This window comes from Fundidesulfovibrio butyratiphilus (genome assembly GCF_054657235.1).
Genome location: NZ_BAAHXA010000001.1, coordinates 377,012 through 403,554, shown reverse-complemented (window position 1 = coordinate 403,554; position 26,543 = coordinate 377,012). Strand labels below are relative to the sequence as shown.

Here is a 26,543-nt window from a genome sequence, read left to right as displayed (position 1 = left end):
GCTTATTCCTCCGTGTCCAGGGCCGGGGTCATGTCCGGGGCCGGGGCCGCGTCGGCCGCGACCAGGTCCCCGTCCGCCAGGCGGCGCAGGTAGTAGGCGCTTGCCGGCACGATGCGGGGCGCGCTTTCGGTGATGTGGCGCCTGGGCGCGCCCTCCATGGGTACGGCGACGCCAGGGCGAGCCTTGACGGTTATGGTGCTCACGGGGTGTCTCCTTGCAGGGTGATGAGGTCCTGGGCGTCGGGCGCGCCGTCATCGGGCATGAGGTGGTAGTTGAGGCCCACGCGTTCGAGCATTTCCGGCTCGGGCGGCCCGTCCTGGCCCAGCACCACGTCGTAGGCCGTGCGCCATTCCACGGCGTAGGCGGCCACGCTGTTGTCCTTGAGCCGGGCGTTGGTCAGGGTGCGGGTGCGGCCGGGCGAAAGCTCTTCGATGTCCAGGCCCATGTCCTGGTTGAGCAGCAGGCGGCGCATGTCGGCGAGCATCACGTACGCGCCCGCCTGGCGGGCGTCGCCCTTTCTGGCGGCCGCCTCGCTGCGCACGGTGCGCGCCGCCGCGATGACCACGAACGTGGCCGCGAAGCGCCAGACCCGGCGCGACGTGTCCAACGGCTTGCCCGGCCCGTCGCCGGCGAAGACCACCCAAAAGGCGGGAAAGCTGCGCACCACGCGCTCCAGCCCTTCGTCGAACTCTCCGCCGTAGGTGGCCACCGTGGGCCTGTAGGGTAGGTTCGCCCCGGCCAGGCGGGCCTTGATGGCCTCTTCGATGACGGCGATCATTCGGCCCCCAAAAGGCGCTTGAACACCCGGCGTCCGGTGGAAAACGCCACGTCGCCCACCGTTCCCGCCTGGCCTGCCAAGCCCGGCAGGCCGGCCTTGCCCGAGGCGATGCGTTCCAGCCACTTGATGGCCCGGTCGTAGCGTTGCTGCACGGGGTCGGTTTCGTTGGCCTGCGCCCCGGTCAAGCGGTAGCGCGCAATTTGGCACACCGCGTCCGTTAGGGCCTGGTCCACCACGGCCAGGGGTAGACGGTACCGGGCCGAAAGGTAGCTGTCCGCCTCGCTCGAAGCGCGGGCCAGGGCCGAAAGGGCCACGGCCTGGTCCACCTGGCCCGTGTTCTCGCGGTCGGTGAGGGCGACCACCTCGTCTTCGCCAAAGGCGGCCAGCAGGTCGTCAACGGTGGCGTACATGGCGGGCCTAGTTGTTCAGCCAGGGCGTGGTCAGAACTTCCACGATGCCCGCGTTGGGGTTGTCGGAGCCGTCGGCCCGCCTGGCCACCTGCACCACTTCGGCGGCCGCCGTGCGCAGGGTGGTGGGCGTCACCAGCAGGTTGGGCTTGACGCCAAGGGGCCGGCCGCCGTCGGCCTTGAAGGCGCACATGGCGTCGTAGGCGGCGTTGAAGGTGTCGTCGTTCAAGGGCTGCTTCGAGCAGTAGGCCAGCTGCCAGAACCCGAAGCCCACGTTGCAGCGGTAGCGCACGCCGTAGCGGTAGACGTCGGTCATGAAGAGCTCTTCGTCGTCGAGCTTGGTCATGCTGGTGAGTTCGGGCTTGGTGCGTTCCTGAAAGATCACGGGCTTGAGCACGCGCGAGGTGTCCAACAGAAACCAGGCCGGGCCTGCGCCGTCGGCGAAGTTCGAAACGGCGGCGGCCGCGCCCGTGCCGTCCACGTTGGGATAGACCGGGTGGTCGGTGTCGAAGAAGAACTGTTCGTCGAAGCAGGCCGTTGCCAGGCCCAGCTTCAGCAGGCCATAAACCAGCTCGTCGGGAAAGCTCTTCACCGCCCGGCCCATTTCGCCGAACAGGGGCTTGTACACGCCCACTTCGTCGTCTTCGACGTCCGTGCGCTTCACGCCCACGGTGGACTCGAAGAGCTTGTTGACGATGGAATAGCCATGGGCGGCCATGTCCTTGAGGGTGCGCGGCCCTATCCATTCCCGAAGCGCCGGAAACTGGCCAAGCCAGCCGTAGGTGTTGGACTTGGACGTGGACGGCATGAGCGTGGCCACGCGGTCCCAGGCGGTGGGCGTTTCGCCGAACACGCGCTGGTATTCGGCCCGGTAGCCGGTGAACAGGGCGCTTATGAGCACCGGAGTGATGATAGCCATCTATTTGGCCTCCTTGCCTTTGGCGTAGTCGTTTTCGGGCATGCCCAGCAGCGCGGCGGCCTGCGTTTCCTCGGTCGACAGGGCGGCCTGGCCCTGAGCGGACGCGGGCGCGACCACGCCCCCGGTCTGCATGGCGGAAAGGGCCGCGATGGGCCGGGCCGTGGCCAGGTAGTCTTTCAGGGCCTGGGGGTTGGCGGTCAGAAGCTCACCGGCCCAGGGCTCCAGGGCCTTGGGCAAACGGCCGTCCGTCAGGGCGGCCTGCATATCGGCGCGCAGGGCGGCCTGGCCGGTTTGGGCTTCCAGCCCGGCCAGCCGGCCCTTGGTTTCGGCCAGCTCCGCCGAAAGCGCGGTCACGGTGGCCACGGGCACGAACCGAGCCGGATCGGGCGCGGCCGCCTGGGCGGTCAGGTCCGCGATGCGCGCGTCCTTGTCGTGCAGCAGGACCGCCAGGCTCACCCCGGCGGCGGCCGTGGCGTCCCCGACCATCTGGGCCTTGAGCTTGTCCAGCTCGGTCTTGATCTCTGCGGCCGTGGCGCTCACCGGCAGGTTGAGCATCCAGCGCAGTTGCGAGAGCAACTCTTCGGACAGGGCGGCCGTCCCCGCCTTTGGGTCTTTGGGGTCCATGCAGGCCTCCATTCGCGTGGTTTCGAGCGCGGCGGCCACGGCGGCCATGCCGTCCAGCGCCGGGTTGTTGGTCAGGGCCGCGTTGATGAGGGTGAGTACGGCTCCGGTTTTCGAGTCGAAGCCGAACAAAGGGGATATGTAGCGGTATTCGTCCGCCTGAATGTGCTGGCGGGCAGCGTCAGTCCATGCTACGTTAGCGAAAAGGCCTTTCGTAGGAATGTATACAAGCGAGTTGATCCACCCGGCGGCCACAGCCTTGTGGCCCTTGTCTTTGGCGGTGAGGGTGTGGTGTTCGTAATCGACGAACAGCGGGGTCTCGCGGGCGGAAACTTGCGCGATGAGCGCAGCCGCGATGTCGGCGTCCATGCGCCAGGTGTCGGCCGTGCAGTCCTTGAGGCCGACGGGCCGCCCGTCGCGGGCCGTGAAGTCGCCCTCGGGAAAAAGCTGGACGTTGCAACCCTCCGGCAGGCCGAAACCCGCCAAAGCGAGTTGCATGGCCAACGCGGCGGTCGCGGCGGTCGCGGTGGTGCGTGGGGTGGTGGATGCGTTGCGCATGCCCGCCACCCTAGTGGCGGCGGGCTATGTGGGATAGGTGAAGGGGTTCAGGAGGGCCAAAATCCTGAAGTAATTTAGCACACGTTTTGCATTCATCAAACCAGGAGAAAAGTCATTATGAATAAATACACCGTCATATCGTTAGCAAAAGATGTGTTAACAAATAACAACAACACAGCGTTAACCCCAACGGAAATATTTGAGAAAGCTCTTGCGTCAGGCCTTGACAAGAAGCTTACAAAGAAAAATAAAAATCCTCTTGCAAACTTAATAGTGCAACTCCGCTATAATGTAGAAAAGAAAGATTCTATATTTACAAGCTCTAGATCTCGACCTATTAGATATTCATTAAAGACTCAATATGCGAATGAAAACAGTGCTTCATTTGAAGAAGAAATTGACGCCGAGGATTCCACACACTTCACCGGCTATGACGAGAGTGGTTTGCATGATTTCTTAACATGGTTTGCCCACTCATCAATGGGTAACACTGGAAATTTAACGATATACACAAAAACAATAAGACACACTACATCAAAAAAATCATCGTATGGAGAGTGGATTCATCCAGATATTGTCGGATTTTCATTTCCATTTTACTATAAAAAGGACTTGCTAAGTGTTTTTAACTCAGGGAATATTGTGACTTTTTACTCCTTTGAGATAAAAAAGGCTATCACGCTGGGAACACTTAGAGAATATTACTTTCAAGCTGTTTCAAATTCATCTTGGGCAAACATAGGGTATCTGGTTGCCGCCGATGTCGACGAAAACATTATACCAGAGCTAAACAGCCTTTCTCTCTCGTTTGGTATTGGCGTTATTAAGCTTGATCTAGAAGAACCTGAAATGACAAAAATCATTTGCCCTGCCCAACTTAAAACAAACTGGGATATCGAAAGGGTGAACTACCTTTCTGGAAAAAATAAGGATTTTAATAAATTCATAGAAAATGTCTATACTGACATGGAATCGCATGATCCTCATGTCGAAAGGTATAACCATGTCGTTAGTTCTGAAGAGCTGAAACAACGTTATTCTGACTGGAGAGATAAGCAAGCCTAATGCTGTTGGGCGAGGCAAGAGGGTAGGTTCATTCAGACCGTTAACCCCCCGTTAGAATCCATCCTACCACCCAAACCCTACCCTCGCCCCACCTCCTCCCGCACGGACGATTCTAACGCCCTTCCCGGCGATTTTTCTTCCGTCGCCTTTCGCCCCTGAAAACACCCCATCCCTCCCCATCATCCCCCCGCCAACACCCGCCGAAGCACGGACGCGGCCGTCTGGGCGATTTCCGCTTCGTCGGTCGGTCCTACGCCCACGATGGGCCTTGCCGGAATATCGCCCCACGGAATCGGCGAGCCGCGCCGATTTCTGCCGAACTGCCCCTTTTTGGCCCCGAAGTGTTGTGTGGTGGCGTAGGGTACGTTCGTGGTCACGCGGGCGAAGTCCGGCCCGTGTTCGGCCTGAAAGCTCCCGGCCAGCATGCCGCTCACCTGCAAGATCGGCCGCGCCCCGCCCCGCCTCGCCACGGTCACCGGCGACAGCTGCGCCCAGGGCGCGCCTGTCGCCGGGTCGCGCTGGCCGGCGAAGGCCCGTTCCGGTATGTCGGCCAGCACGCCCGCCAGGGCGCGACTCACGGGCGACATGTTCGCGCCCAGGGCGATGGCCCGCCCGAGCAGCTCGTCAACGCCTGAAGTGTTTACTTCGATCTCGACCATGGTTATCTTCCTTCTTGTGGATGTGACACGGTAACATTCTCTCGGCCGTAGCACGGGCAGCCGCCCGGAGCGCCATGCGAGGTTTCCGCGCAAGCGGGTGAGGGGCCTCGCCGTCCACAAACGCAAACGCCCTGCCTAGCGCGGGGCGTTTCGTTTTTTCAGGCGGCGCACCACGCGGTCTTTTTCCGCTTCGTCCCGACTCAAGTGCCGCAGGCTCTGCACGTACAGCTCGTCACCCTCCAGGGTGGCCTTCACCACCACGACCAGACCGCCGGGCTCGTCCAGAACGTAAAGCAGCGATTTCGCCCCGTCCTGAAGCAGGTCGCCCGAATCCACGGCCTCTTGCGCCTTGGCGTAGTCCACAGCCGACAAGTCCGGGTGGTTTTTGGCCTGCTTGCCGGCCGTGGCCGGCGACAGCCGCCCCACCTGGGCCGTGGCCCCTATTCTGGCCGCGTCGGCCTCGGGCAGCACCACCAGGGGAAAGTCCCCGGCCGGACGCTTGAGCCACTCTTCCAGCGCGGGGCCGCGCGCCATGTCGCGCACGGCCTGGCGCGCGATTTCGGGCGGGGCGGTTTCCAGCTTGCGCACCAGTTCGCCCAATTGCCCGCCGATCCAGCTTGCGCCCGCATTGGCCGAAAACCCCACGTCCGTGAAGGCCGTGTACCCGGTTTCCGGCACGCGGTAGCCGGTCACCGTGCGCCGAATTTTCTGTCCCGTGGCCCGGTCCCGGCCGATCACTTCCCGCGTGACCATATTGCCCACGCCGCTTTCCGGCTCAAGGCTCGGGGCCTGCGGGTCGGGCGCTTTTCCGGCCTTGCGCCGTTCTTCGGCCTTGCGGGTCGCGTCCTTGCGGTCTTCTTCCAGGCGAAAGTCAGAAAGCGCCCGCACCCGGCAGCGGCAGTTGAAGCCGTTGGGCGGGGAGTGGCTGGCCCAGAAGGGGTCGTCAAAACGAAAGACGCGCCCGGCCAGCACCTTGTGCGAAGGCCGGGTCTTGCCGTCCAGAATGGCCACGTACTGCCACCAGGGCCGGTTTTCCGCGTTTTCCAGCATCTGCTTGTAGCGCCCGGCCATGTAGGCGGTCTGCATGTTCTGGCGGTAGATGAGCTTGAGCCGGGCCGGACTGCCGAGCCCAACCGTTCGCTCTTCGCCGGTACGCGGGTCGATCATGGGCTTTTTGCCCCACCAGCCCTTGGCGCGAAGTTCCGGCTCCATCTGCTTGACGAACCACGCTTCGGTCTTGCCTTCCTTGAGGCAGCGTTGCAGACAGGCTTGCACGTCCTTGAGCATGTCCACCTGCACCATTTTGGCCACGGTGAAGGCCTGGGCGTGGGCGCGCTGGTCCATCTCGCGCCAGTCGAAGGTGACGCGATGGCCCTTGGACTCGAAGTACGCCACGGCGTCCTTGGGGGGCAGGCCCATGGCGAAGGAAAGGTTGACGGGCTTGGGCATCAGGACGCCTCCGCCTGCCCAGGGGTCTTCGATTTTATCGCCACCCCAGCAAGCCATATGGCCAACTGCATGGGGGTGTGCTCTCGTTCCGCCCTTGTAACGTGAGGACGCGAGCCAATCCGCTTATTTGACTGAACAACATGCGTCGGTTCTCCGAGGATCACGGGATATGGCGGGATGGATTGTGGCTCAACACCAACGATATACAGCCAAGTTTTCTTTTCTGCCCGGTGACCGAACCAAAACTGGCAGATAGGCTTGGTCCATCCGCCAAAAGAGTCCGCTCCCGCATCGGGGAGGGGAAGGCCTGCGACCTTCCAGAGCGTGGATGTAGCCGGGTGCTCAAGCACCCCTCCCCACTTCCTGACCATCTTCACGGCCCAAAGCGCGAGGTCCTTCTCACCGTCTCGCGGCTTGGCGAAATGCCTGAGCCTACCCCATGCCCGGCACGGGGGATGAGCCACGACCGGGCACCCTCCGGGCCAGGTGCGCGCATCCCTGTTGATGTCGTAGACATCGCACCCCGTGAGTGTCTTGTAGATGCTGTCAGGGCGGGCGAAGAGGACGGCTACTTGGTTCACGTAGATTCCCCTTCGTCCCGCGCGCTCAAGCGCCCCCACAGCTCCCCCACGAAGAGCGCGCGGGCGCACAGCTCTTCCAGGCCCGTTGCGTCCATGCGGGGAAACAATTCGGCCAGCTTGCCCAGCAGCGCTTCCGGCGTGGTCCCGGCCCGGGCTTCGGACAGGATGGGGGCCAGCAGGTCCCTGGCCAGGGCGGTGAGCGTGGCGTCCGGCACGGCGGCCGCGTCCACGGCGTCCTGGTCGGGGTACAGGCCCGCGAGCGGGTCCGGGTTCGGGGCGTCGGCGGTGAGCGCGGCCGTGGCTTCGGCCTTGGCGGGTTGGTCCGGCCGCGCATCAGGCCCGGCTTTTTCCCCCGAAGTCGCAGCCTTGTTCTTGCGCGCAAGCACGGGCTCGCCGTCCTCGGGCTGGGGTATGCCCGCGCGCTCGTGCGCCCAGCGGGCCGGTATGTCCATCACGTCCACCAGTTTGGGCAGCGCGGTTGCCAGCTTGGCCAGGTCTTCGGGCCGGTTGCAGTCGAACGCGAACACCGGCATCAGCGCCGCGTCGGTCACGCCGTCGTTCAGGTAGGCCAGCGGCGCGCAAAGCTGGCGGGTGATTGTGCCGGCGATCTGGCGGGCGTCCGAACGCAAAATATCCAGCCGCACTTCGTTGTGAATCTCGCCCAAGGCCTGGCTGCCCACGCCCTGGGTGTCCGTGGTCAGGGTTGAGCCCAGAATGGCCTTGCTCTGGCCTTTTTCGCACTGCTCGTGCATGGCCACGAAGGGCGCCTCGCTGCCGCGCGCGGCTTCGTGAAACTCCACAAGCATGGTGTCGGGTATGGCCCCGGCCGCGTCGTGGCCGATGTCGCGCAGGGCGGCGAGCAGGGCCGCGATTTCCTCTTCGTCCGTGCCGGCCGGGTACTTGCCCACGCGCAAGGGCAGGCCGTGAATCTCAAGAAATTCGGCAAAATCCCCGCGCGCGTACTGCTTGAGCAGAAACGTCCACACCAGCACCCGAAACAGCCCCTGCCGGGGAAACCAGCCGGAAACCGAGGCGTGGCGGTGCACGATCCAGCCCCAGGGCCACAGGTCCTGGCCTTCGGGCGTGGCGTCGCGCAGGCGCAGGGTCTGAAAGTCCGGCGCGAGCTGAAAGAGCGTCTGCGACCGATGGTGCAGGGCCACGGGCAGGCGGGTAGCGCCGTCCAGGCCCCATTCGATTTCCAGACAAGAAAAGCCGTGGCCGATGGCGTCGGCCAGGTCGAGGATGGCGTCTTCGAAGTCCGGTATGGACTCCATCTGTTCGCGCACGCGCATGGCCACCGCTTCGGCCCGCTTGCCCCCGGCCCGGCCGGGACGGATGGTCCAGGGCACGGACAAAAGCGCCCGGCGGCGCTTGGAAAGTTCCGCGTGTATGTGCTCGTCACGCAGCTCCAGCTCCGCGAACAGCTCGTGCTGGCCCACGATGTCCCCGGCGTCGGCCGCCTTCAGAACGCTTTCCAGCCGCCTGGGCGTAAGCCCGCCGGTCAGGCTGGCCACGTACTGCCAGCGCAGGGCTGCCAGGCCGGCGGCCTGGGTCTGCATGTCGGGCTTGTCGCCCTTCAGGGCCTTGTAGGCGGCCTGAAGCCGGTCAATCATCGTCTGCAACATCGCGTCGTCTCCTCATAAAGCCCCGGCCGCCGCCCTTGGGCGCGGGCCGGTAGTCCATGACGCAAAAGCCCCGTGTGGCGACCTGCCAGAGCATTTCCAGGCAGTCCGGCCCGTCGTCGTGGTCCGCCTTGGGCCAGTGGCGCAACTGTTCGATCAGGGTGCGCTGGCTGGTGTGCAGCCGTATGCGGCCCTGCTCGAAATAGGGTTGCATGGCCTCGATGCGTAAGCCCTTGTCCGAAATGGGCGTCACGCCCCGCGCCGGCATGGCCAGGCCCCGCGCCGTGGCCCGGCGGATCAGTTCGGTGCGCAAAAACTCCTGAAACTGCACGGCCTCCACGGCCCAGAGCAGGCAACGATACTGCGCGTGAAAGGCCAGCACGTCTTCGATGATGCGGTCGGGCAGCCGCTTGCGTATGGAAGCTTCCACCACGTCGAGCACGCCGCGTTCGCGGCTGTAGCCGCCCACCAGAATGGCCGACGGGTCGCGGCTGGCCCCGGCCTTGCCCAGGCTCGGGTCCACGGCCCCGAAAAAGCGCCAGTCGTCGGGCCGCGCCACCCAAAAGACGATGCAGTTGGCGAACGGCGCGCCCTCGCCTTGCAGGGGGTCGTTTTGCTGCTCGCTGTCAAAGGCCGCGTGGCCGTCCCTGGCCCGTTTGACCATGAGCTTGTAGAGCGGCCTAGCGCTTGGCCAGCTCACCCGCGCGCCGGCCTGCATGGCCTGGGCGTTTTCTTCGTAAAAGGCGCGGGCCGCGTCTTCTCCCCCCGCCTTGTGGCCGCCTGCCTGGCCGTCGCCCGCCTCGCCGCCTGCCTGGCCACGGGCCAAAAGGATCTCTTCCCAGCGGTCCCAAAGGTCCATGCGCTCGGGCCAGGCGAGCACGGCCCTGAACTTGCGCGAGCGCCAGAGCGGGTTTTCCAGCAGCCGGGCCAGCACGGAATCGTAATGGAGAATGGTGCCCACCAGAATGACATCCATGGTGTCGCCGGCCTCGCCCAGGCTGAGCACGGTCTTGGTGAGCCAGGCTTGCAGCTTGTCGCGCTGGTCAGGGCTGCGCACGTTCTCGTCGTTTTCCAAATCGTCGCAGATGACCAGGTCGGGCCGGTGCGGGCCGTGGCGCAGGCCGCGCATGCGCTTGCCCGAGCCAAAGGCTTGCAGCTTGGCGTCGCCGGCCGTGATGACCACGCCCGCGTTCCACAGCCGGCCGGTCCCGCAGGCTTCGGGAAAGTCCATGGCCAGGCGGGGATTGGCTTCCAGTTCGGCCTTGATGGGTTCCAGGAGCGTGGCGGCGGCCTGCTCGAAGGCGTCGGCGATAAGGGGCACGTAGCGCTTGCGGCCCGTGACCACGCACCAGAGCACGAACATCAGACTGACCACGGTGGACTTGGCCTCGCCGCGCGGCGCGGCCACGGCCAGGCGCTGGCCGTCGGGATGGTCCACCAGCGCGGGCAGGGTGTCGTCCAGCCAGGTGTGCAGAATGGAGTCGCCGTGCTTGACGTAATGGGGAAAGTACGTGCGACGAAAAAAGGCGAAGTCGTTAAGGGCTTGGACGCGGCGGCCGGCGGACGCCTTGGGGTCCGGCGAAAAGCCTTCGCACTCGGCTTCGATGGTGCGGCGCAGGCCGTCGGCCAGCTTGGCCAGTTCGGCCAGAAATTCCTTGCGTTTGAGCTTCACGGGCGGCCCCTAGCCGAAGTCCCGCGCGATGAGCGCGCCGAAGGGCTCTAAAATCTCCACGAAGGCCGGGCCGTGCTGGGGGTAGTGCTGGCGCACGAACCCGCCCAGCTTGTCGAGCACGGTCAAGGCCGTGGCCAGCTCGCTGGTTTCGGGCAATACGCGCTTGCTGGCCGCCACGGTCTTGTTGAAGCTGTCCGCCAGGCTGGCCAGCATCCTCACCTTCTCTTCGGCCGCCAGCTCGCCGCCGGCGATGGATTCCATGAGCGCCTTGTGCTGCACCACGTAATCGGCCAGCATCTGCCGGGCCACGGCCTCCATGCCGTCGCCGGCCAGCAGGGCGGCGGCGCGCAGTTTGTCCCAATCGTCGCCTTGTTCCCTGGCCTGGCGTTTCCAGCGCGCGGCCGTGCCGGCGGGCACGTTCACCTTGGCGGCGGCCGCCTCCAGGGGCAGGCGCTCGAAGACGTAGGCGGCGCGCACGGCCTCGCGCGTGTGCTTGTCGTGGGCCACGCTACAGCCCCAGAAACTTGGCCTTGATGTAGCCGATGGCCACGGCCACCACCCCGCCGGAAACCCCGCCGGCCACGGCCCCGGCCACCACGGCCCGGCGTTCCATGCTGCCCATGCGGGCGTCCAGGGCGTCGAGCTTGTGGTCTATGCGGTAAAGCAGCGCAAGCTCCGGCGTCTGTTGCTTGTTTTCGGTCACGACTTGCCCCCCATGCGTTCGAACACGCGGTCCACCTTGTCGCGGATGGCGTGCAGTTGTTCCAACATCTCCGCGCGCATGAGCTGGTAATCGTCCCGGCGCACGCACACTTCGGCGGTCTTTTCCCGGTGGCTGGCCAGGTCGGCTTCCAGCCGTTCGCACCGGGCGGCCAGGGCCTTGTGCTGGTCCTGAAGGCTCTTGGCCCACAGGCCGCCAAGGCCGGCCGCCACGGTCAACAGGCCGCTCATGATGAGCGCGGCCAGGCCGGCGGCGTCCATCAACGGCCTTCCTTGGTGAGTTCGGCCAGGGCGGCCAGCTGCGCCCGCATGCCCCTGGCCCAGGCCCCGTAGTCGCGGGCGTGGGCCAAGAGGTCTTCAGGCGTCACGGGGCCAGAAAGTAGCCCGGTCCCAGAGGCGGGGGTGGCGCTTCCAGCCTGGTCATTTCCGCCGGAACCGGCGCTTTCGGGCACGGCGTCGCCGCCGTAACCGAGGGCTTCATTGTACAAGCCGACAAACTCAGGGCCAAAAGTGCAGCCAGAAGCAGCTTTCGCGGCATTTCGTATTCTCCGGGTGATGTCTCGGGTTTGCGTGGCCAGTTTGGCCTTGGCGTCTCCAAGCTGGGCCGCCAGGGCGTTGGCGCGGGCGGTTTCGGCTTGCAGACGCTCACGGGCCTGGCGTTCGGCCTCGGCCACGGCCTGGGCGTACTGCGCCTGGAGCGTGGCCACCTCGACCTGGCGCGCGGCGTCGGCCCGCGTCCATCCGGCCCGGTAGCCCCCGGCGAACAGGGCCAGGGCGCAGGCCAGGGCCAGAACCGTCTTGAGGGCGGCGCTAGTCATGGCACACCCCCTGGCCCCAGCCGGCGGCCACGTAAAGCGGGGTCAAGACGTTGAGAATGCGGCGGGGATAGCCTCGGTTCTCCTTGAAATTGGCGGCGGACCGGCCGGCGTTAAACCGCTCCACCGAATTCCACCATTCTAACGGGTCCGCGCCGTGGCGTTCGGCCAGGGCCGCGTCGCGCCGCACCCAGCCCAGGCCGCCGTTGTAGGCGGAAAGGGTCATGGCCATGCGGTGGCAAGGGTCGGCCGCCGTCACCCGGTCCCACAGCCAACGGTCGTAGGCCGTGAGCGCCCGCAAGGCCCAGCCGGGGTTGCAGGGCTGGTTCGCGGCCAGGTCGGGCACCACGCCCGCTATCCACTTGGAAGTGGCCGGCATGAACTGCGCCATGCCCTGCGCGCCCACGGGGGAACGAGCCGTGGCCCGCCAGCGGGATTCTTGATGGATTTGCGCGGCGAAGGCGGCCGTGGGGGCCGAAAGCCCCCAGGAAAGCCGGGCGCACCGAATCAGGTCGCCCCGGTAGCGGGCCGCGTCGGCAGGGATGGATTCGGCGCGGGCCAGGGAGGCCAGCGCGACCAGGGCCGCCAGGGCCAAGCCGACACCCAGGCCGAACCAGTAGCCGCGCCAGACCAGTCTCGCCAGCCTGCCCGCCTCGCGCGCGGCGCAACGCAACCAGCGGCGCACGGCTACAGCCCCAGACCCACGGCCAGCATGCACAGGCCAACGATGAGCGCCCGACGGATGAGCGCGGCCGCGAACACCAGCTGGTAGCCGTCGGCCACGGCGTGGTCCGGCCCGCCCGACTTGTGGCCCGGCGCGGCCTGCCAGATGGTCAACAGGTAGCCATCAGGGCGCGCGTAGGGAAACAGCCAGACGTCCAGCCAGTAGCCCACGTACCCGGCCAGAAACACCAGGGCCAGCTTGTAGGCCGCCACCTGAAGCTGAACCGCCGCCCCGGCGGCCACCACGCCCAGGCAGGCCAGGGCGGCCAGGCCGCACAGAACCATGCGAAAGGGATTCGCGCCGGCGCGCCGGTCGCTGTAGGACGCAAGGGTGGCCCTGTAACGCCAGACAAGCCAGGCCACGCAAAGCGCCACGCCGGAAACCAGCAGCAAAGGGAAGATGTGGGTAAGCATACCGCCTCCAAAAAAGGATGTTTCGGGGCGGAAAATGTTTCCGCCCCCGTAGCCGCCTCAGTAGGCGGCCAGCGGGGGCGGCGATAGGTGAAGGGGTTCAGGAAGGCTGGTCTAACGCATTACGACATATCTAAAACAGTGCGTCAATTGTTGTGGGCCGCCCAGCGGATTGTTATCTCTGGCTATTCATAAACCTTACACGCAATGAAGACCCAAGCGATGAGCATCGCAATAGGAACTAATGCTGGTGAAAATCGAGCTGCAAATGAAGAGTGCCGACCAATCCTTCCAAATGTAAATGTTTTTTTCAACCTATCATTTTCGCAGTTGTCAATGAGATCGACCAACTCTCCAAACCATAGATGATGCATCCATGACGCAGACATAACATTGATTACGGTAGACAGGGATGAAATAAATCCAATTAAAATTATTATCAAAACAACATGGCCTATGTCTAGGCGCCCAATATGCCAAGACTGTCCAACTGGCGTATTGTTGTCACCGTATATTTTAATTGTTGCAGCCAATACGCCAAGAAGTATGCCATTTGCAGTAAAAAACCAACCTAGCCTTTCATTTGTCCATTGCTTCTCCAGCTTGCAAGCAGCGACTAAGCGTCTCCACCTTGTGTCAATATCTTTGATGTCTCCTGACATGCCTGTACACCTTCCTGTTTCATGTTTGATTCCAGAAGATGACGATTGTCTCGCGTTACTGTAGCGATCAATAGCTATAGGTAACAATAAAACAGCAACCAACGAAAACGCTGCAACCGACGCATGACAAGTGTCATACGTACCGCGCAAAAACCAAGTCATTGCAATTATAATTATAGACCAGACGAGTGACATTGCCACAGGAAGTCTGTCCATGCCGACGCAAAGCGAAGAAATGTCGTTTATTTCATTTCGTTCTTCTTCGTTGAACTCTGTATATTCACTAATACTCCTTCTGCCAGTCAGCGGCGGCCATTCGGCAGGACCGATACGTCCGGTAGATATAGAGCTAGCTGATCTTCTAAACCATAAGTCACAGGCTCTAATTTGACGCAAGGCCGCACTCATTCCAGAACGAAGTAAATACGAAGAATAAATTCCCAACACAGGAATAATGTATTCAATTGAGACAAGTAGTAAAAGATATTCTTTGTCTTTGTTTTCGATTAGCTTTGCAGCTATTGCACAATAAGAAGCAAAAAGAAAACCATGCACAGCAAGCGCTGCAGTAGTCCTGTGGTGAATAAGATCATTTTCTAGCTTTATCATTTGAAACGCACTATTCCAGGCATCTTGACACTCTTTTGCCATACAAAAATAACCTTCCGTTAATGCGTTAATATGGCCTACAACCAAAGGCTAAGGCTTTTCTACGACTTCCCACAGGAATAGCCATGAACCATAAACACCCACAGACACCAAAGCCAAGCAACAGCCATAAAAGGCTGCCACCTGATTCATCCCAAAATTCCCCTAGAATAATCGGCATTGCGCTTCAGGCTGTGTTCTTGCTTTAAGAATATTCCAAATTCTTCTGTCAGAAAGTTTATACTTCATGGCTAAGCCGTTGACAACATCCGTACTCGACCGCCCGGACTTGATCTCGCGCACGAAGGCCGCGTTGATCTCCGCGTCACGGCGGGCCTGCATGGCCCGCGCGCCGCGCGGTATGTACAGGTCTTCGCCTCCGAAGTGGTAGACCAGCAGGTCCGCCGCCTCTTCGCCGATGACCGCCGCCAGCATGCGGTAGCGCACTTCCCCCTGGGCGTTGGCCCGCTTGGGCACGGGAAACGTGGTGCCGCCCAGGGCGCGAACCAGCCGCGAGGCTGTCTCGTGCCCCAGGATCGGCGTCACGTCTTCGAGGTAGGAGGATTTCGCTTGTCCCGACATGCTCTACGTCCCTCACTCCGTGGGGGCGGGCTTGGCGTTCTTTTCGTGAATCGCGTTCAGGGCCGAAGCGAACACTTCGGCCAGCTTGCCCGCCGCATCGGGCTTCAACGGGTCCGGCAACACGATGCAGACCGCGCGCCCATTGCGCTGGGTGTCCACCACCGCCAGGCCGCCGCCGAACGCCCGGCCGGGCTGAAAACGCCTGGCCGGGGTCACGTGGGCCTGCCGTGGCGCTTGGCGTCCTTGACCAGGGCCGCCACGACGCCTTGCAGCTCGCGCACGGTGCAAAAGGCCAGGCTGTCGCGCTTGTATATGCGCCGGGCTATGGCGTCGGCGTAGGCGTCCGGCCGTTTGGCCTCGGCCAAAAGAGCGGTGATCTTGCCCATGAGCGGGGCCTTGTGCCTGGCCGGCTTGGGCGCGGCGGCCTTGCGGGCCGGGGCGGCCTGCCAGCCCAGGCGGCGAAATTCCGCCACCACGCGGGTAAGCTGGGCCACGGTGCAATCACCGGAGCTTTCCACGCCTGCCACGCGGGCGAGCAGCGCCCGGTAGGTTTCCGGGTCCTTGTCAAGACCAAGAGCTTTCTTGGCGATGTGCACCTTGGCCAGCAGGCTATTGCGGGATTCAACGCGCATGGGTCACTCCTTTGGCCGGGCCACGGTGAGAAATTCCTGCCCGTGCGTGAAGCCGTCGGGCAGCACGCACACGCGGTCGCAGCCGGGGCAGACCGCGCCGTACGGCCCTATCCAAGCCCGGTGCAGTCCCTTTTTCGCGCACTGCTTGTAGCCGCCGGCCGGATGCACGCGGCGCAGGGTTCCGGGCTGGAGATCGGCGGAAGCCAGATAGATGCGGTGGTGTTGTTTGGGCACGGGAACCTCCTTCGGCTGCTCGTCAGGGCCTGACCGCCACGCCAGACCGACCGCCCGTGTGGGGCGGTTTCGCGTCACAGGGCCGCCAAATCCAGGGCGATGGGCACGTACTTGCCGTCCGCGCGGCGCTCGTACACGCGCAAATAGACCTTGCTGCCGGCCACCCGCAGGCTGTCGCTCACGGCCTGCATGGCCTGGAGCCACCGCGCGTCGGTTATGCCCAAGCGCCGCAGGCCAAGCACCCGGCCGGTGTTGATTCTTCCGGCCTGGTCCACCTGGAAGGCGTCGTTGATAAGGGCCTTGAGTTCGTCCCGGCTGCCTTCGGTCCATTCGGTGATGCATTCGTCAATGAGCGCCTTCGCGGCCTGCAAGCGCTCGTCAAACATGAGGGTTTCGCTCACCTGGCGCTGCACCTTGTACCGGCCGTCAAAGGACACCAGCGTCAGGTTGCCCTTGTCGCCGCCGATTTTGACCCCGTACTGCTCGGCCGACAGCTGGGCGAAGGCCGCGACGTCGCCCATGGAATCGGCCAAAAAGGTCTCCATGGTCGCGCGCACGCCCCGCGCCTTGCCCACGATCTCCAGCACCAGCGTGTTGCGGGCCTTGTCCACGTCCTTGACCAGGGCCACGGGCACCAGGCGGCCCTGCGCGTCTTGCATGTAGCCTTCGAGTATGGCGGGGGCGGCGCTCATTGAACCACCTCCGTGCGGTTCGGCCGGCCCATGGGCACGGCCAGGGTGGCCAGCTCCAGCCGGCGGGTCTGCCGGGCGGCGTCCACCAGTTCGTTGTAGCAACCGCGCAGGGTGGCGGCGGTCTCGCCGTCCACGGCGGGAATCACGGCGGCCAAACGCGTGGCCACGCTCAACAGCTTGTCGCTGGTCATGATGCGTCCCTCCCTTGGGGTGTTTGTTGGGGGTTGTGCGGGCAGGCCTGGCAGGCGCGCCAGAGGCGAAGGTCGCCTGGGCTACTTGTCGGCATCTTGCCGGAGTTGGCCGCGCATCTGGCGGGGGATACCGGGAACCCCAGATGCGGGCAGTCCACCGTGCCGAGCACGGCCAGGACCGTGGCGGCCAGCTTGTCCGTGGTTCCGGGGTACTTCCCGGACAGGGCCAGGCTCACGGACGTGCGGGCATAGCCAAGCCTGCGGGCCACGGCCGCGATGGAGGTCCGGGCGGCCTCTTCTTCGAGCAGGGCGAGCCAGTCACGCTCACGCATGGCCGGTTCCTTCTCTGCGACTTGCGACCAAGTAAAATTCGCGCAACAGATCAACAGCCGAATCAGAGACTTCTTTCTTTCCAAGCAACAAGCTCACAACACCGCACCACACAACGGCACTAGCAAGATCTGATTGCGCAATGCCCATGTTCTCATAACTCGGTGCCGACTTTAAACGTTGAAGCGTCGCGGCCAGGTTAACGCACGCTTTAATGCATTCCTCAATGACGAACTGTCTACCAAACGCCACAGTCAAATATTGCATCATGGATTCAGTTCTGTTCATAGCCGGGACTCCTCGTTTCAAGAATGATGCATTCACCCGTATTATGGTCCCGCAATGTCCGGGCGGCCTTGTTCCAGGCCGGGGCTTCGGGACCGGTGTCATGGTCGCGCCGCAAGCGCCAACGCTGCTGGCCGGCTTCCCCGCGACGGGGCAGGCGCTGAAGGTATCCGACGGACTCCAGAGCCCGGACGTAGCTTTGCAGGTTGTTTTCGGCATGCGCCTCGGTGCCGTCGCACAAGGTGTTCAGCATGTCGCTGACGCTGAACCCGTCGCGTATGCGCATGAACCGCCACGCCTTGGCCCGGAGCGTATTGCAATGCCGACTCGTCGTGTCGCCATTGCAGGGACCGGAAGTGAGTTCGACGCCGGCGGCAAGGGCCGCGCGCCCTTTGGCGGTAATCTCATGGAGCCCGGAAGCAGTGATGATGAGTCCACGCCGGCGCAACGCGCCCAGGCAGCTGGATATGTCGCGCGAGGGCCTGCCCAAGGCGCTGGCGACCTGCCGCGTCAGGCGCGGTCCGTCCGCCAGCGCGCTCAAGATGGACAAACCGTTCCAGGCCATCTAACGCCCCCCGCCGGACCGGACGCGCTTGGGCGCGCGGGTTTGCCAGTCGAAAGACAGGTCCACCCCCTCCAGGTCGGCGACGTCCACGTGATCCTGCCCGTTCAGCTTGGCCAGGCGTTCGATGGAGGCGATCACATTCAACACCTCGCGCATGCGCCCCCCCGAGATGCGATGCACTTCCGCCTTGAGCGCGTCGGTCATCTCCACTTCGGCCAATTGGGCGCAGGCGTGGGCCACGTCCGCCGGGGTTGCGGGCTTGAACTCCACCACCTGGGCGATGCGGCCGTGAATCTGCTTGTGGCGGGCGATTGACGACTGGATTTTCTCCATGCCGATGAGCACGACGGTGACTTCGGCCCGGTCGGAGATGTCCCGGATTTTTTCCAGGGCCTTCGCGCCGTTGTGCAGGGTGAACTCGGCTTCGTCGATGACGATGGGAATCTGGGCTTCCACCACCCGCTCAAGCAGCCGCTCGAACAACTGTTGGGCCGTGCCGGCGGAGTCCACCCTGAGCTTTTTGGCCAACTCCACCAGGAAGTACCTGGGGCTCCAATCGACATTCGCCCGCAAGAACACGGCCCCCTCCTCGGAGGCCCACCGCTCAACGATGCAACTTTTGCCGTAGCCGGGCGCGCCGTGCACCAGCATCATGCCGGCTTCTTTCGCGCCCCTTTGCTCCACGGCCTGGATGCCCGCCGTGAAGCGGCTGTAGTTCTCGGTCTTGACGAAATGCTCGCGCATGACTTCTCCCCTGATTGCCTAGTGGTTGGTTGCCTGGGCGGCGGAGCCGTCCCAGGCGATCCCTTCGTAACGGTAGTAGTCGTGCAGGTCCGCGTAGTGCGGAGACCGCACGTAATCGGTCATCCAGCCGTGGTCCGCCTCGGTCCAGCGGTCGCGGTTGCGCATGAGCCAGGCGTAACGCTCCTGGATGCTGGTGAAGAACGGACGCTTGGCGGGCATGGAAACTTCGGCGGATTGCTGTATGGGCAGGTCCAGAACCTGCGCTTCGGGCTGGCGGGTGAGAGAGTCCGCCACCACCGTGACCGTTCGGGGCGCTTCCGCAACCTGGATGGTGGCCCCCGGCGAAATGGCCGCGACCTTCTTCCCCACCCTGGCGAGCTGGGCCTTCTCGCGCTTTTCCAGGGCGGCCTCCACGCGGCTTTGAGGGAAGTACGGAATGGAATTCCCGTCAAGCGTGGCCGTACAAATCTTTTCGCCCCTGGTGGTCCAGGCGTAGACCTTGGAAGGGTCCCAGATATCGTAGCGCACCTCCACGTACTCCTTGTGGAAGTCGGCCAGCTCGTCGGCGTAGTAGGTGCTGTTGAAGATCTGAATCTCGCCGTTGCGCACCTGACGTGGAAGCCCCGGCATGAAGAGTTCGTCCCGGATTGCCTCGGGCACGCGCACCGGCTCCCAACCGCGCCGCAGGAAGCCCTCCCAGGCCTCGTTGGGGGAAAGATGTCGCCGCCGTCCCGTGGATTGGTCCTCGACCTTGGGCAGGCCCCGGTGCGGCGCGGCGTTGTATTCCTCGACGCGGACCAGCATGGCGGCCTTGAACTCCTCCCAGGAGGGCAGAAGGCTGGACTCACCCTGCTTCCGCGCCCGCGTGATGTGGAACACCTTCTTGGCCGCGTCGGGGTCCATGTCCGCGTGGCTGCATGTGGCGAAGCGCTTGGACACCGGTTCACAGACGGTCTGCACGGCCCGCTCCATGAGCCCCTTGCCCTGCGGGCGGCCGGGGATGGAGTGGGTCATTTCAATGCCCAGGCGGTCCATCATGCCCGAGCCTTCGGCGGTCATGAGCTGGTTGCAGTAGCCCGAGCCGTTGTCCGTGTAGAGCATGGCCGGTATGCCGCCGAACAGGCAGGCCATGCGCAGGGCGTCCAGAATCACGTAACCGCTTTCGGCCAGGCCAAGAGAGAGCCCCACGCACCTGCGCGTGGCCACGTCGATAAACAGGGTCACTTCCGGCTTGAAGGGCTGGCCGTGCAGGGGATGTCTGATCTCGGCGTCGAAGGTGGTGCCGTCGGCCGTGTAGATGTCCGTGGGCCAGAGTTCGTCCGTGCTGCGGCGCTTGTGCGGGCGCAGCTTGAGCAAGGCGTTGCCCGTGGCCCGGCCGGCCTCGCGGTCGGGCATGGCCAGTTTGTCCAGCCAACGGCGCACCGCGAAGATGGAAGGGGCCTTGCCCGGCCATTCGGCCTTGAAATCCTTGTAGGCGTTGGTCATGGCGGGCTTCTGGGGGCGCTGGTAGTGCGCCAGAAAGGCGTCCGCCCACTCTGGCCAGTGCATGTCCTTGCCCTTATGGCGCGGGGCCAGCGCGGCCTCGCCCCCTTCGGCGAACTTGGCGCACCAGTCGTAGAGCCGGCGGCGCGACAAGCCCCGATGCGCGCCAGAGCCGAAGCGGTCGTTGGCCACGCGGACAAGTTCGGCCAGTCTGGGGGCCAGGGAGCCGTCCTCAAGCGCCTGAAGCAGGTTGCGGATGGCCTTTTCCTTGCCCACAAGAGCGGCGGCGCGTTCGATCTCGCGCACAAAGGCCAGCCTGGCCAAGGCGGTTTCGCGCTGGCGCGCGGTGAGGCCGGAAAGCGGGGCGGCGGCGGGGATGGCGGGGGCGGACGTTTCGGCCAACATCGCGGTGGCGAAGGCCTGCCGCGCGTCGTCAGGCAGCGACCCCACGGGATAGAGACGGCGCTTGCCGCCACGGCAACGGACTTCCTCAAAGACCCAGGCGTCTTTGACGGCCCTGGCCCGAACGGCGCGTTCGGACACGTTGAGCGCCTGCGCGATGTCTTTTGCCGTGACCATGTTCTGACCTTGCATTGCTTTGCCTTTCCCGCTTGAAATCATCACGCGCCGCCGATGCGTTTCGTTTCACATCGCCCGACGAGGACAGACTGACAGTTGAAATACTTATCAGCACCGCACCGCAACTGCTTAAAAAGCAGTTCTGTGTTCACTTGTTCACATTTTTTGTGATTCTCGCACGTCTTGGAAGATAAATGCGTTCAACTTGACGCAAATAAAGAACAAACGGAGAAAGCATCTCCACTCTATCCACCTTTCCATAGGCGTATAACAGCAACGCATCGCCGTCGCAGTAGAGATACCAGGCCGACCCCTCAGGAGTTTCAGGCATGCCGGTCGCGCTATTGAAGATGTAGCCACGCGCAAGTACGATCCTGATGTCCAGCCTGCCGCCCGCGTTCTTAAACGCCGCATCCAGTTTCCTTGGCAGGTCCTTCTCTTTGCCAGGCCAGATGGCGGACCCTTCCTTGCGTGTCGCGGGAAGACACATCCCCACGGGAGCCAGGATGCTGAAACGCCTCTGTATCTCCAGGAGCGTGCTCACGCTGCCTCCTTTCCTTTCATGTCTTCCGGCAACACCAGCAGCCGCACGGGGCACCCCACACCGAGCAGAGCCCGAAGCGCCCTGCGATTGTTGCGCTGACCGTGGACGGTTTCCGAGACGATGGACCGAGCGACGCCGGCCTGACGGGCCACCTCGGAAACCGAAATGCCGCGTTCCACCATCCAGGCGCGAATTTTCCTGCCTTCACGCTTCATAGTTCCGTCTCGATTTTGCGTTTGCGCGCCCGCAGGCGCTTGATTTCCTGTTCCGTGCGCGCCCACTCCAGAAGCTTGGCGTCATCGCCGCTGATGATCCGCCAGCCGTTCCCGTGCGACCTGGCCAGCAGGTCCAGCGGCTCGGGGCTGCCGAACACATGACAGAAGAGGTTGAGCGCGCGAACGCTCGGCACGTAGTCGGGTTCCTTGGGGTTGAGCCACTTTTCGAAAGTGGCCAAACCAAGCTCCCGAGCGCTACCCGCAGCCAGGCGCACGCCGTAGCGGCGCGAGGCCACGTTGAGCCGGTCGACGGTTTCGGCGCGCGACAGCCCAGAAGCCTGAACGATCCGATCCATGGACACGGCGATTTCCGCGTCAGGATTGAGTTCTGGCAATTCCAGCAAGCTGAACTGTCTGGCCGTTGGCTTCAAATCTGTAATCTCCGATCCAAATCTTTCCAGGCGTCGGACATTGCGTGGCAGCGCCGCGCCTGCTAGCTACGTTTGACGCGGGTTAACCGTCGCCCGTAAGCAATGCTTTAGGCGTCTAAACTTTTATCGTCAACAAGAAACTTCTGCTTCCGGCTTTCGCGAAAGCAAAAGTTCAAGAGTTCTGACATAACAATTTGAAATGATAAATAATACGTCTAAAAACAAAACTTCCGGCTTTGGTTCCGACTTTCCTGAGGAAAGCCGGAACCGGTTTAAAGCGGCTTTAGATAGGCTTGTTCAGGCATCTGGCGGTGGGGATGCGGGCAGCTTGGCAAATTTCCTGGGAATATCTCGGCAAGCCATCAACAGCGCGACCGCAAAAAATAAAATTCCGCCGTCATGGTTTGTAATCGTTGGAGAAAAAACTAATATTTCGATTGATTGGCTTGTCACAGGCGAAGGTCCTATGTTTCGCGGCAACGCGAAAATTGCGCCGGCAGAGGCGCAAAAGCCAAGCATCGCCCCGCCGGGCAATCTGCAATGGATGGCCCCGGAAGCCGCATCAGCCATGGGGTACAGCCTTGTGCCCAAAGTAAGGGCGCGTCTGGCGGCCGGAACGGGAAGCCTGGAAACAGAAGGGGATGTGGTAGGGTACTACGCCTTCAGGACCGAATTTCTACGGCGCAAGGGCTGCGCACGCAAAATGGTGATGATGGACATTGCCGGCGACAGCATGGAGCCGGAAATCAAGGACGGCGACACCGTATTGATTGATGAAGCCCAAAACGAAATCATTGCAGGCGGGCTATTTGCGGTAGGGATAGACTCAAACGTGCTTGTTAAGTACGTCGATGCACTGCCAGGGAAGATTATTCTGCGTAGCAGAAATAACAGCTACGCGCCGATAGAAGTGAGCATGACGGGAGATTTGGCCGATACCGTTAGAATCATAGGCCGAGTGGTTTGGAGTTGCCGCGAGTACGTGCGTTAAAACCAAACTCGCTCAAAACCCTGTCAAAACGCTATCAAACCAGTGCCAAAAACCTCGCATTTTTCTCTCATTTTCAACCAATCAGTGCCAAATCGCTTTCGCGCCAGCAGCCGCCGGCGAACCTAGGCGTCATGGGCCTTCCCAGGCTTTTTGCCCCTCTTCTGACTAGTGCCAATTTGGACGCCCCCCCGGTTCTTCCCATTCTTTTCTGAAAAAACTACCAGGCACAATTTAGGCACATAAACGAGCCATAACGAAAAAAGGGGCTAGACTGTTTAGCCTAACCCCTTGTTTTCTTTGGTGCGCCAGGCAGGATTTGAACCTGCGGCCTACGGATTCGTAGGCATATACCCTGAGCTTCACAACCTCCTCAAAAGATTGGAACAATCGGGGATCATTGAAAAAGAATTTCCAAGTCTTAGCAGGAATTTTCCAGGTTTTGCCGATTTTGGAGGAAAAGTCCCACACCAAGTCCCACACCAGAATGGTTCAACAGGGGCATGGCGAGCTGATGCGGGACGACATTGATCGTCTGAACTTGCCATGCGCTCTTTGCACAGTTATAATATTTGTAACAACGCAAATGAGGAGTGAACCATGCAAACTCTCAAAGTCCGCAAGGTCGGAAATTCGCTCGGGCTTGTGCTCCCCAAGGATGCTGCGTCACGGTTAAATGTGCGCGAAGGGGATGTGGTCTATCTGACGGATGCCGAGGATGGCGGATTTCGGTTGACGCCACTCAATGCGCAGTTTGCCGAGCAAATGGCGGCAGCCGAAGACATCATGCGTGAAGACCGTGATGTGCTCCGTGAACTGGCCAAACGATGAGCGACTCATGGATTGAAAAAGACGTCGTGCTGGCCATCCATGACAAGCTTATTGCGGACCATGGCGGAGTCTCTGGTCTGCGAGACATGGGATTGTTGGAAAGCGCTCTTGGACGGCCTTTACAACTTGGAGCCTATGGAGAACCGGATGTTTTTGATCTGGCGGCAGCATATGCGTATGGTATCGCCCGCAATCATCCGTTCTTGGATGGGAACAAACGCACCGCATATGTAGTGTGCATGACTTTCCTCAGGTTGCGAGGAGTGAGTATTCACGCGAGTGGCATGGACAAGGTGACAACGTTTGAACGTCTCGGGAAAGGAGAAGTGGATCAAGACGCTCTTGCTGAATGGTTGCGCGAACGGAGTAGCTAGCATGAAGTATGCATCGGAATAGATAATAAGACCTGTATGCCAACATAAAGCTGGATATTCTCGAAAGTGTGAGGCTTTTCTGTTTCAAATCATGGAGATCAACAGGACTCCCCATGTCTGCCTAACTGTCTCAGCAACTCAATCTTCTTTTCCTTTGGCGATCGCTTCACTAACCACTCAATCTTGCAAGCCTCTGACATGTTTTGCACTTCAATGCTGACAGCCAGTTGAACTGGTCTGCGAGTGCGCGTGTATTTAGCGCCGCCAGGAGTAACCCCATTGTGCTCGTCCAGCCTGCGCTGAATCTCGCTCGTAATCCCACAATACAGCGTATCGTCTGAGCAAGTTACAATGTAAACATGCCAAGGCATTGGCTAAATACTACTATTTTTCAAGCAATTAGCCTGATCATTTTCAAGAAGAGTCCTAATCCTCTCGTCAATCGCTGAAAACTCACGGTCTACACGTGTCATCTCCCAAACCAATTCTCCTTTGCGGGCCAAGAGGGCAAGCAATGGTCCAACAACTTCGCAATCAAGACTTTGAAGGTCAAGCAGTTCGTAGCACATGAAGCTATACTCGAGAAAAAGCCCTACTTCGTGGATGGGTTTTCTGATACTAACCCTGCATCATCTGCATTGTCATTGTCCAATTGGTCTAAAATAGAGGACGGAAGTTTCTTGCTTGGTTTTAACCCCAATTTTATAAGCTTCTCAGCCTGGCCGACAAGATTGCCTTTTCCGCTCGAAAGCTTTCCATGAGCTCCATCGTACGCTTTTTGGGCCTGTTTCAGCTTGTCGCCTAAAACTTCTATGTCAGTTACAAAGCCAACAAATTTATCGTAGAGTTCCTCTCCTCGTTTGGCAATGTCTTGGACATTTCTATTCTGAAATTCTTGCCTCCAAAGCTGTGCAACTGTTCGCAATACAAACATTAACATACTAGGGCAAACTAACATAATATTTCTTTCCCAGGCCATTTGCGCAATTTTTTCATCGCTGGTCATCGCTAATATGTATGCTGGCTCAATGGGGATAAACATGATAACCCAGTCTTGAGACCTTAATCCCCGGAGCTTGAAACAGGATTTGTCTGAAAGTTTTTTAATATGTGTCCAAACAGAAGACAGGTGGCGCTGAAGTGCCAGTGATTGATTTGTGTCATTTTCAGCATTAACATATTCTTCATAGGCTGTAAGAGAAACTTTTCAGTCAATTACCACATGTCTCTCCTCAGGCAAATGCACGACAACGTCAGGAACCATACGTGAACCATCTTCTGTCGTATGGCTTTCTTGCAATATGAGGTGGTCGCAGAAAATTGGACAGCCTGTTAAGCTCTAGTCCTCGACGCAGGAGGACGGTTTTCGATGTCCAAGCGACGGAAGTTTTCAGCGGAGTTTAAGGCGAAAGTGGCGCTCGAGGCCCTGTCCGGCGAATTGACCTTGGCCGAGCTGGCCAGCAAGTACGACGTGCACCCGACGCAGATCACCGGTTGGAAGCGCCAGGCCAAGGAGGGTATGGTTGCGGCCTTTTCCGGGAAGGCGGCGACCGTACAGAAGGATGCTGCCGCCGAAATCCGGGAACTCCATGCCAAAATCGGCCAGTTGACCGTGGAAAAAGATTTTTTAGAACGAGCCTTCGCCAAACGATGAGTCGCGAGCGAAGGCGCGGGATGGTCGAACGTCACCATCCCCGACTCAGTGTCTGCCGTCAGTGTCACATTCTCGGGCTGGCCAGGTCGACGTGGTATCATCGCCCGAAGGGCGAATCGGCCATGAACCTGGACCTGATGCGGCGTATCGACGAGCAATTTCTGGAGACGCCGTTTTACGGATCGCGCCAGATGCAACGACATTTGCGGCATCAGGGCATCGAGGTCGGACGTGGCCGCGTGCGGCGGTTGATGCGCAAAATGGGACTAATGGCGATTTACCAGAAGCCCAGGACCAGCCAGCCGCATCCCGATCACAAGATCTATCCGTACCTGCTGCGCGATCTTGCGATCAAACGGCCGGATCAAGCGTGGTGCGCCGACATCACGTATATACCGATGAAGCGAGGCTTCCTGTATCTGGTGGCGGTCATGGACTGGCATAGCCGGGCCGTGCTGTCCTGGCGGCTGTCGAACACCCTGGACGCTGATTTTTGCGTTGACGCCTTGCAAGAGGCCATGAATCGCTATGGAGTGCCGGAAATCTTCAACACGGATCAGGGATCGCAGTTCACTGGCCAGAACTTCACGCAGACTCTCAAAGATGCCGGCGTTGCCATCTCCATGGATGGCAAGGGCCGATGGATGGATAACGTCTTTATCGAGCGGCTGTGGCGCTCGGTGAAATGGGAGTGTGTCTACCTGCGAGAGTTCGAAACAGGCAGGCAAGCCCGTCAGGCGCTCGGAAACTGGTTTCACTTCTACAACGAGCAGCGGCCGCATACGGCCTTTGACGGTCGCCGACCCATGGACGTATACCGAGATGGCCACTCAGCCTCAAAGGCGGCATGACCACCAACCGGGCTAGAGCTTAACTTTGC

Annotated in this window: 36 protein-coding genes, 1 other RNA gene and 1 pseudogene; 5 read left to right on the top strand and 33 right to left on the bottom strand. The window is 61.4% G+C overall.

Going from position 1 to position 26,543, the window contains the following annotated elements; genetic code table 11:
- Window positions 1-2 precede the first annotated feature (2 nt).
- From ACYQ01_RS01960 to ACYQ01_RS01940, 5 genes are read right to left on the bottom strand one after another with little or no spacing between them, the layout of a single operon-like run.
- Window positions 3-203, bottom strand: a complete 201-nt coding sequence (locus tag ACYQ01_RS01960; protein ID WP_459932152.1) for a DUF2635 domain-containing protein — start codon at window positions 201-203, stop codon at window positions 3-5.
- On the bottom strand, window positions 200-778 hold the full coding sequence (locus ACYQ01_RS01955) for a phage protein Gp37 (protein ID WP_459932151.1): 579 nt from the start codon (window positions 776-778) through the stop codon (window positions 200-202). Before ACYQ01_RS01955 ends, ACYQ01_RS01960 begins: the two co-directional genes overlap by 4 nt.
- Entirely contained in the window at window positions 775-1,188 is a 414-nt protein-coding gene (locus tag ACYQ01_RS01950) for a gp436 family protein (protein ID WP_459932150.1), read from the bottom strand. Before ACYQ01_RS01950 ends, ACYQ01_RS01955 begins: the two co-directional genes overlap by 4 nt.
- A gap of 7 nt (window positions 1,189-1,195) precedes the next feature.
- Window positions 1,196-2,104 (bottom strand): Mu-like prophage major head subunit gpT family protein, encoded by a 909-nt coding sequence (locus ACYQ01_RS01945; RefSeq protein ID WP_459932149.1) that lies wholly within the window; start codon window positions 2,102-2,104, stop codon window positions 1,196-1,198.
- A complete protein-coding gene (locus ACYQ01_RS01940; RefSeq protein ID WP_459932148.1) occupies window positions 2,105-3,283 on the bottom strand; it encodes a phage protease in 1,179 nt (392 codons plus the stop codon).
- Window positions 3,284-3,400: 117 nt separating this feature from the next.
- Between ACYQ01_RS01940 and ACYQ01_RS01935 the strand changes: the two genes are divergently transcribed.
- A complete protein-coding gene (locus ACYQ01_RS01935) occupies window positions 3,401-4,348 on the top strand; it encodes a hypothetical protein (protein WP_459932147.1) in 948 nt (315 codons plus the stop codon).
- A gap of 179 nt (window positions 4,349-4,527) precedes the next feature.
- Here the strand turns inward: ACYQ01_RS01935 and ACYQ01_RS01930 are convergent, their stop codons facing one another.
- The 26 genes from ACYQ01_RS01930 to ACYQ01_RS01805 form a co-directional block, all read right to left on the bottom strand.
- Complete coding sequence (locus ACYQ01_RS01930; protein ID WP_459932146.1) at window positions 4,528-5,007, bottom strand: phage virion morphogenesis protein; 480 nt, start codon at window positions 5,005-5,007, stop codon at window positions 4,528-4,530.
- Between the two features lie 135 nt (window positions 5,008-5,142).
- On the bottom strand, window positions 5,143-6,456 hold the full coding sequence (locus ACYQ01_RS01925) for a phage head morphogenesis protein (RefSeq protein ID WP_459932145.1): 1,314 nt from the start codon (window positions 6,454-6,456) through the stop codon (window positions 5,143-5,145).
- Window positions 6,457-7,033: 577 nt separating this feature from the next.
- Window positions 7,034-8,662 carry a DUF935 domain-containing protein gene (locus tag ACYQ01_RS01920; RefSeq protein WP_459932144.1) on the bottom strand — a complete coding sequence of 543 codons (1,629 nt, stop codon included), beginning with the start codon at window positions 8,660-8,662 and terminating at the stop codon, window positions 7,034-7,036.
- On the bottom strand, window positions 8,643-10,331 hold the full coding sequence (terL, locus tag ACYQ01_RS01915) for a phage terminase large subunit (RefSeq protein WP_459932143.1): 1,689 nt from the start codon (window positions 10,329-10,331) through the stop codon (window positions 8,643-8,645). The genes ACYQ01_RS01920 and terL overlap by 20 nt, the downstream gene beginning before the upstream one ends.
- 9 nt (window positions 10,332-10,340) lie before the next feature.
- Window positions 10,341-10,838: a DUF1804 family protein gene (locus tag ACYQ01_RS01910; RefSeq protein ID WP_459932142.1), complete on the bottom strand. Its 498-nt coding sequence runs from the start codon at window positions 10,836-10,838 to the stop codon at window positions 10,341-10,343.
- Window position 10,839: 1 nt separating this feature from the next.
- Window positions 10,840-11,034 (bottom strand): hypothetical protein, encoded by a 195-nt coding sequence (locus ACYQ01_RS01905; protein WP_459932141.1) that lies wholly within the window; start codon window positions 11,032-11,034, stop codon window positions 10,840-10,842.
- A complete protein-coding gene (locus tag ACYQ01_RS01900) occupies window positions 11,031-11,312 on the bottom strand; it encodes a hypothetical protein (protein ID WP_459932140.1) in 282 nt (93 codons plus the stop codon). The genes ACYQ01_RS01905 and ACYQ01_RS01900 overlap by 4 nt, the downstream gene beginning before the upstream one ends.
- Window positions 11,312-11,869, bottom strand: coding sequence for a hypothetical protein (locus ACYQ01_RS01895; protein ID WP_459932139.1), 558 nt, complete (start codon window positions 11,867-11,869; stop codon window positions 11,312-11,314). The genes ACYQ01_RS01900 and ACYQ01_RS01895 overlap by 1 nt, the downstream gene beginning before the upstream one ends.
- Window positions 11,862-12,461 (bottom strand): transglycosylase SLT domain-containing protein, encoded by a 600-nt coding sequence (locus ACYQ01_RS01890; RefSeq protein ID WP_459933875.1) that lies wholly within the window; start codon window positions 12,459-12,461, stop codon window positions 11,862-11,864. The genes ACYQ01_RS01895 and ACYQ01_RS01890 overlap by 8 nt, the downstream gene beginning before the upstream one ends.
- A gap of 92 nt (window positions 12,462-12,553) precedes the next feature.
- Entirely contained in the window at window positions 12,554-13,003 is a 450-nt protein-coding gene (locus ACYQ01_RS01885; RefSeq protein ID WP_459932138.1) for a putative holin, read from the bottom strand.
- 182 nt (window positions 13,004-13,185) lie between these two features.
- A complete protein-coding gene (locus ACYQ01_RS01880; RefSeq protein ID WP_459932137.1) occupies window positions 13,186-14,313 on the bottom strand; it encodes a hypothetical protein in 1,128 nt (375 codons plus the stop codon).
- A gap of 162 nt (window positions 14,314-14,475) precedes the next feature.
- On the bottom strand, window positions 14,476-14,892 hold the full coding sequence (locus tag ACYQ01_RS01875; RefSeq protein ID WP_459932136.1) for a Mor transcription activator family protein: 417 nt from the start codon (window positions 14,890-14,892) through the stop codon (window positions 14,476-14,478).
- Between the two features lie 12 nt (window positions 14,893-14,904).
- Window positions 14,905-15,108 (bottom strand): hypothetical protein, encoded by a 204-nt coding sequence (locus tag ACYQ01_RS01870; RefSeq protein ID WP_459932135.1) that lies wholly within the window; start codon window positions 15,106-15,108, stop codon window positions 14,905-14,907.
- Window positions 15,105-15,524, bottom strand: coding sequence for a phage protein GemA/Gp16 family protein (locus ACYQ01_RS01865; RefSeq protein WP_459932134.1), 420 nt, complete (start codon window positions 15,522-15,524; stop codon window positions 15,105-15,107). Before ACYQ01_RS01865 ends, ACYQ01_RS01870 begins: the two co-directional genes overlap by 4 nt.
- Window positions 15,525-15,527: 3 nt before the next feature.
- On the bottom strand, window positions 15,528-15,758 hold the full coding sequence (locus ACYQ01_RS01860) for a hypothetical protein (RefSeq protein ID WP_459932133.1): 231 nt from the start codon (window positions 15,756-15,758) through the stop codon (window positions 15,528-15,530).
- 9 nt (window positions 15,759-15,767) lie between these two features.
- Window positions 15,768-15,833: hammerhead ribozyme type II (locus tag ACYQ01_RS01855), an RNA gene on the bottom strand.
- Window positions 15,833-16,450 (bottom strand): DUF3164 family protein, encoded by a 618-nt coding sequence (locus ACYQ01_RS01850; protein WP_459932132.1) that lies wholly within the window; start codon window positions 16,448-16,450, stop codon window positions 15,833-15,835. The genes ACYQ01_RS01855 and ACYQ01_RS01850 overlap by 1 nt, the downstream gene beginning before the upstream one ends.
- Window positions 16,447-16,641, bottom strand: coding sequence for a hypothetical protein (locus ACYQ01_RS01845; protein WP_459932131.1), 195 nt, complete (start codon window positions 16,639-16,641; stop codon window positions 16,447-16,449). Before ACYQ01_RS01845 ends, ACYQ01_RS01850 begins: the two co-directional genes overlap by 4 nt.
- Entirely contained in the window at window positions 16,638-16,973 is a 336-nt protein-coding gene (locus ACYQ01_RS01840; RefSeq protein WP_459932130.1) for a LacI family transcriptional regulator, read from the bottom strand. The genes ACYQ01_RS01845 and ACYQ01_RS01840 overlap by 4 nt, the downstream gene beginning before the upstream one ends.
- On the bottom strand, window positions 16,966-17,259 hold the full coding sequence (locus ACYQ01_RS01835) for a hypothetical protein (RefSeq protein WP_459932129.1): 294 nt from the start codon (window positions 17,257-17,259) through the stop codon (window positions 16,966-16,968). Before ACYQ01_RS01835 ends, ACYQ01_RS01840 begins: the two co-directional genes overlap by 8 nt.
- A complete protein-coding gene (locus tag ACYQ01_RS01830; RefSeq protein ID WP_459932128.1) occupies window positions 17,246-17,821 on the bottom strand; it encodes a winged helix-turn-helix domain-containing protein in 576 nt (191 codons plus the stop codon). Before ACYQ01_RS01830 ends, ACYQ01_RS01835 begins: the two co-directional genes overlap by 14 nt.
- A complete protein-coding gene (locus ACYQ01_RS01825; protein ID WP_459932127.1) occupies window positions 17,822-18,565 on the bottom strand; it encodes an AAA family ATPase in 744 nt (247 codons plus the stop codon). It lies immediately after the preceding gene.
- Between the two features lie 18 nt (window positions 18,566-18,583).
- Complete coding sequence (locus tag ACYQ01_RS01820; RefSeq protein WP_459932126.1) at window positions 18,584-20,626, bottom strand: Mu transposase C-terminal domain-containing protein; 2,043 nt, start codon at window positions 20,624-20,626, stop codon at window positions 18,584-18,586.
- Window positions 20,627-20,774: 148 nt separating this feature from the next.
- A complete protein-coding gene (locus ACYQ01_RS01815) occupies window positions 20,775-21,170 on the bottom strand; it encodes a hypothetical protein (protein ID WP_459932125.1) in 396 nt (131 codons plus the stop codon).
- Window positions 21,167-21,385 carry a helix-turn-helix domain-containing protein gene (locus tag ACYQ01_RS01810; protein ID WP_459932124.1) on the bottom strand — a complete coding sequence of 73 codons (219 nt, stop codon included), beginning with the start codon at window positions 21,383-21,385 and terminating at the stop codon, window positions 21,167-21,169. The genes ACYQ01_RS01815 and ACYQ01_RS01810 overlap by 4 nt, the downstream gene beginning before the upstream one ends.
- Window positions 21,382-21,789 (bottom strand): hypothetical protein, encoded by a 408-nt coding sequence (locus ACYQ01_RS01805; RefSeq protein WP_459932123.1) that lies wholly within the window; start codon window positions 21,787-21,789, stop codon window positions 21,382-21,384. Before ACYQ01_RS01805 ends, ACYQ01_RS01810 begins: the two co-directional genes overlap by 4 nt.
- Window positions 21,790-22,015: 226 nt before the next feature.
- Here ACYQ01_RS01805 and ACYQ01_RS01800 point away from each other — a divergent pair, with 226 nt between their 5' ends.
- From ACYQ01_RS01800 to ACYQ01_RS01790, 3 genes are all read left to right on the top strand, one after another.
- Window positions 22,016-22,807: a LexA family transcriptional regulator gene (locus ACYQ01_RS01800; RefSeq protein WP_459932122.1), complete on the top strand. Its 792-nt coding sequence runs from the start codon at window positions 22,016-22,018 to the stop codon at window positions 22,805-22,807.
- Between the two features lie 597 nt (window positions 22,808-23,404).
- Window positions 23,405-23,635: an AbrB/MazE/SpoVT family DNA-binding domain-containing protein gene (locus ACYQ01_RS01795; protein ID WP_459932121.1), complete on the top strand. Its 231-nt coding sequence runs from the start codon at window positions 23,405-23,407 to the stop codon at window positions 23,633-23,635.
- The gene (locus tag ACYQ01_RS01790) at window positions 23,632-24,009 is read left to right on the top strand and encodes a type II toxin-antitoxin system death-on-curing family toxin (protein WP_459932120.1); all 378 of its coding nucleotides are present in this window, start codon (window positions 23,632-23,634) and stop codon (window positions 24,007-24,009) included. Before ACYQ01_RS01795 ends, ACYQ01_RS01790 begins: the two co-directional genes overlap by 4 nt.
- A 98-nt stretch (window positions 24,010-24,107) precedes the next feature.
- On the opposite strand, the gene ACYQ01_RS01785 is transcribed toward ACYQ01_RS01790, so the two are convergent.
- Both ACYQ01_RS01785 and ACYQ01_RS01780 read right to left on the bottom strand, forming a co-directional pair.
- Window positions 24,108-24,380: a GIY-YIG nuclease family protein gene (locus ACYQ01_RS01785; protein ID WP_459932119.1), complete on the bottom strand. Its 273-nt coding sequence runs from the start codon at window positions 24,378-24,380 to the stop codon at window positions 24,108-24,110.
- 221 nt (window positions 24,381-24,601) lie between these two features.
- Window positions 24,602-25,309: pseudogene (locus tag ACYQ01_RS01780) on the bottom strand (DNA recombination protein RmuC).
- 69 nt (window positions 25,310-25,378) lie between these two features.
- Between ACYQ01_RS01780 and ACYQ01_RS01775 the strand changes: the two are divergent.
- A protein-coding gene (locus ACYQ01_RS01775) for an IS3 family transposase (protein WP_459932118.1) occupies window positions 25,379-26,514 on the top strand; the annotation gives its coding sequence in 2 pieces (ribosomal slippage) (window positions 25,379-25,651 and window positions 25,654-26,514; 1,134 coding nt in all).
- Window positions 26,515-26,543: the final 29 nt, after the last annotated feature.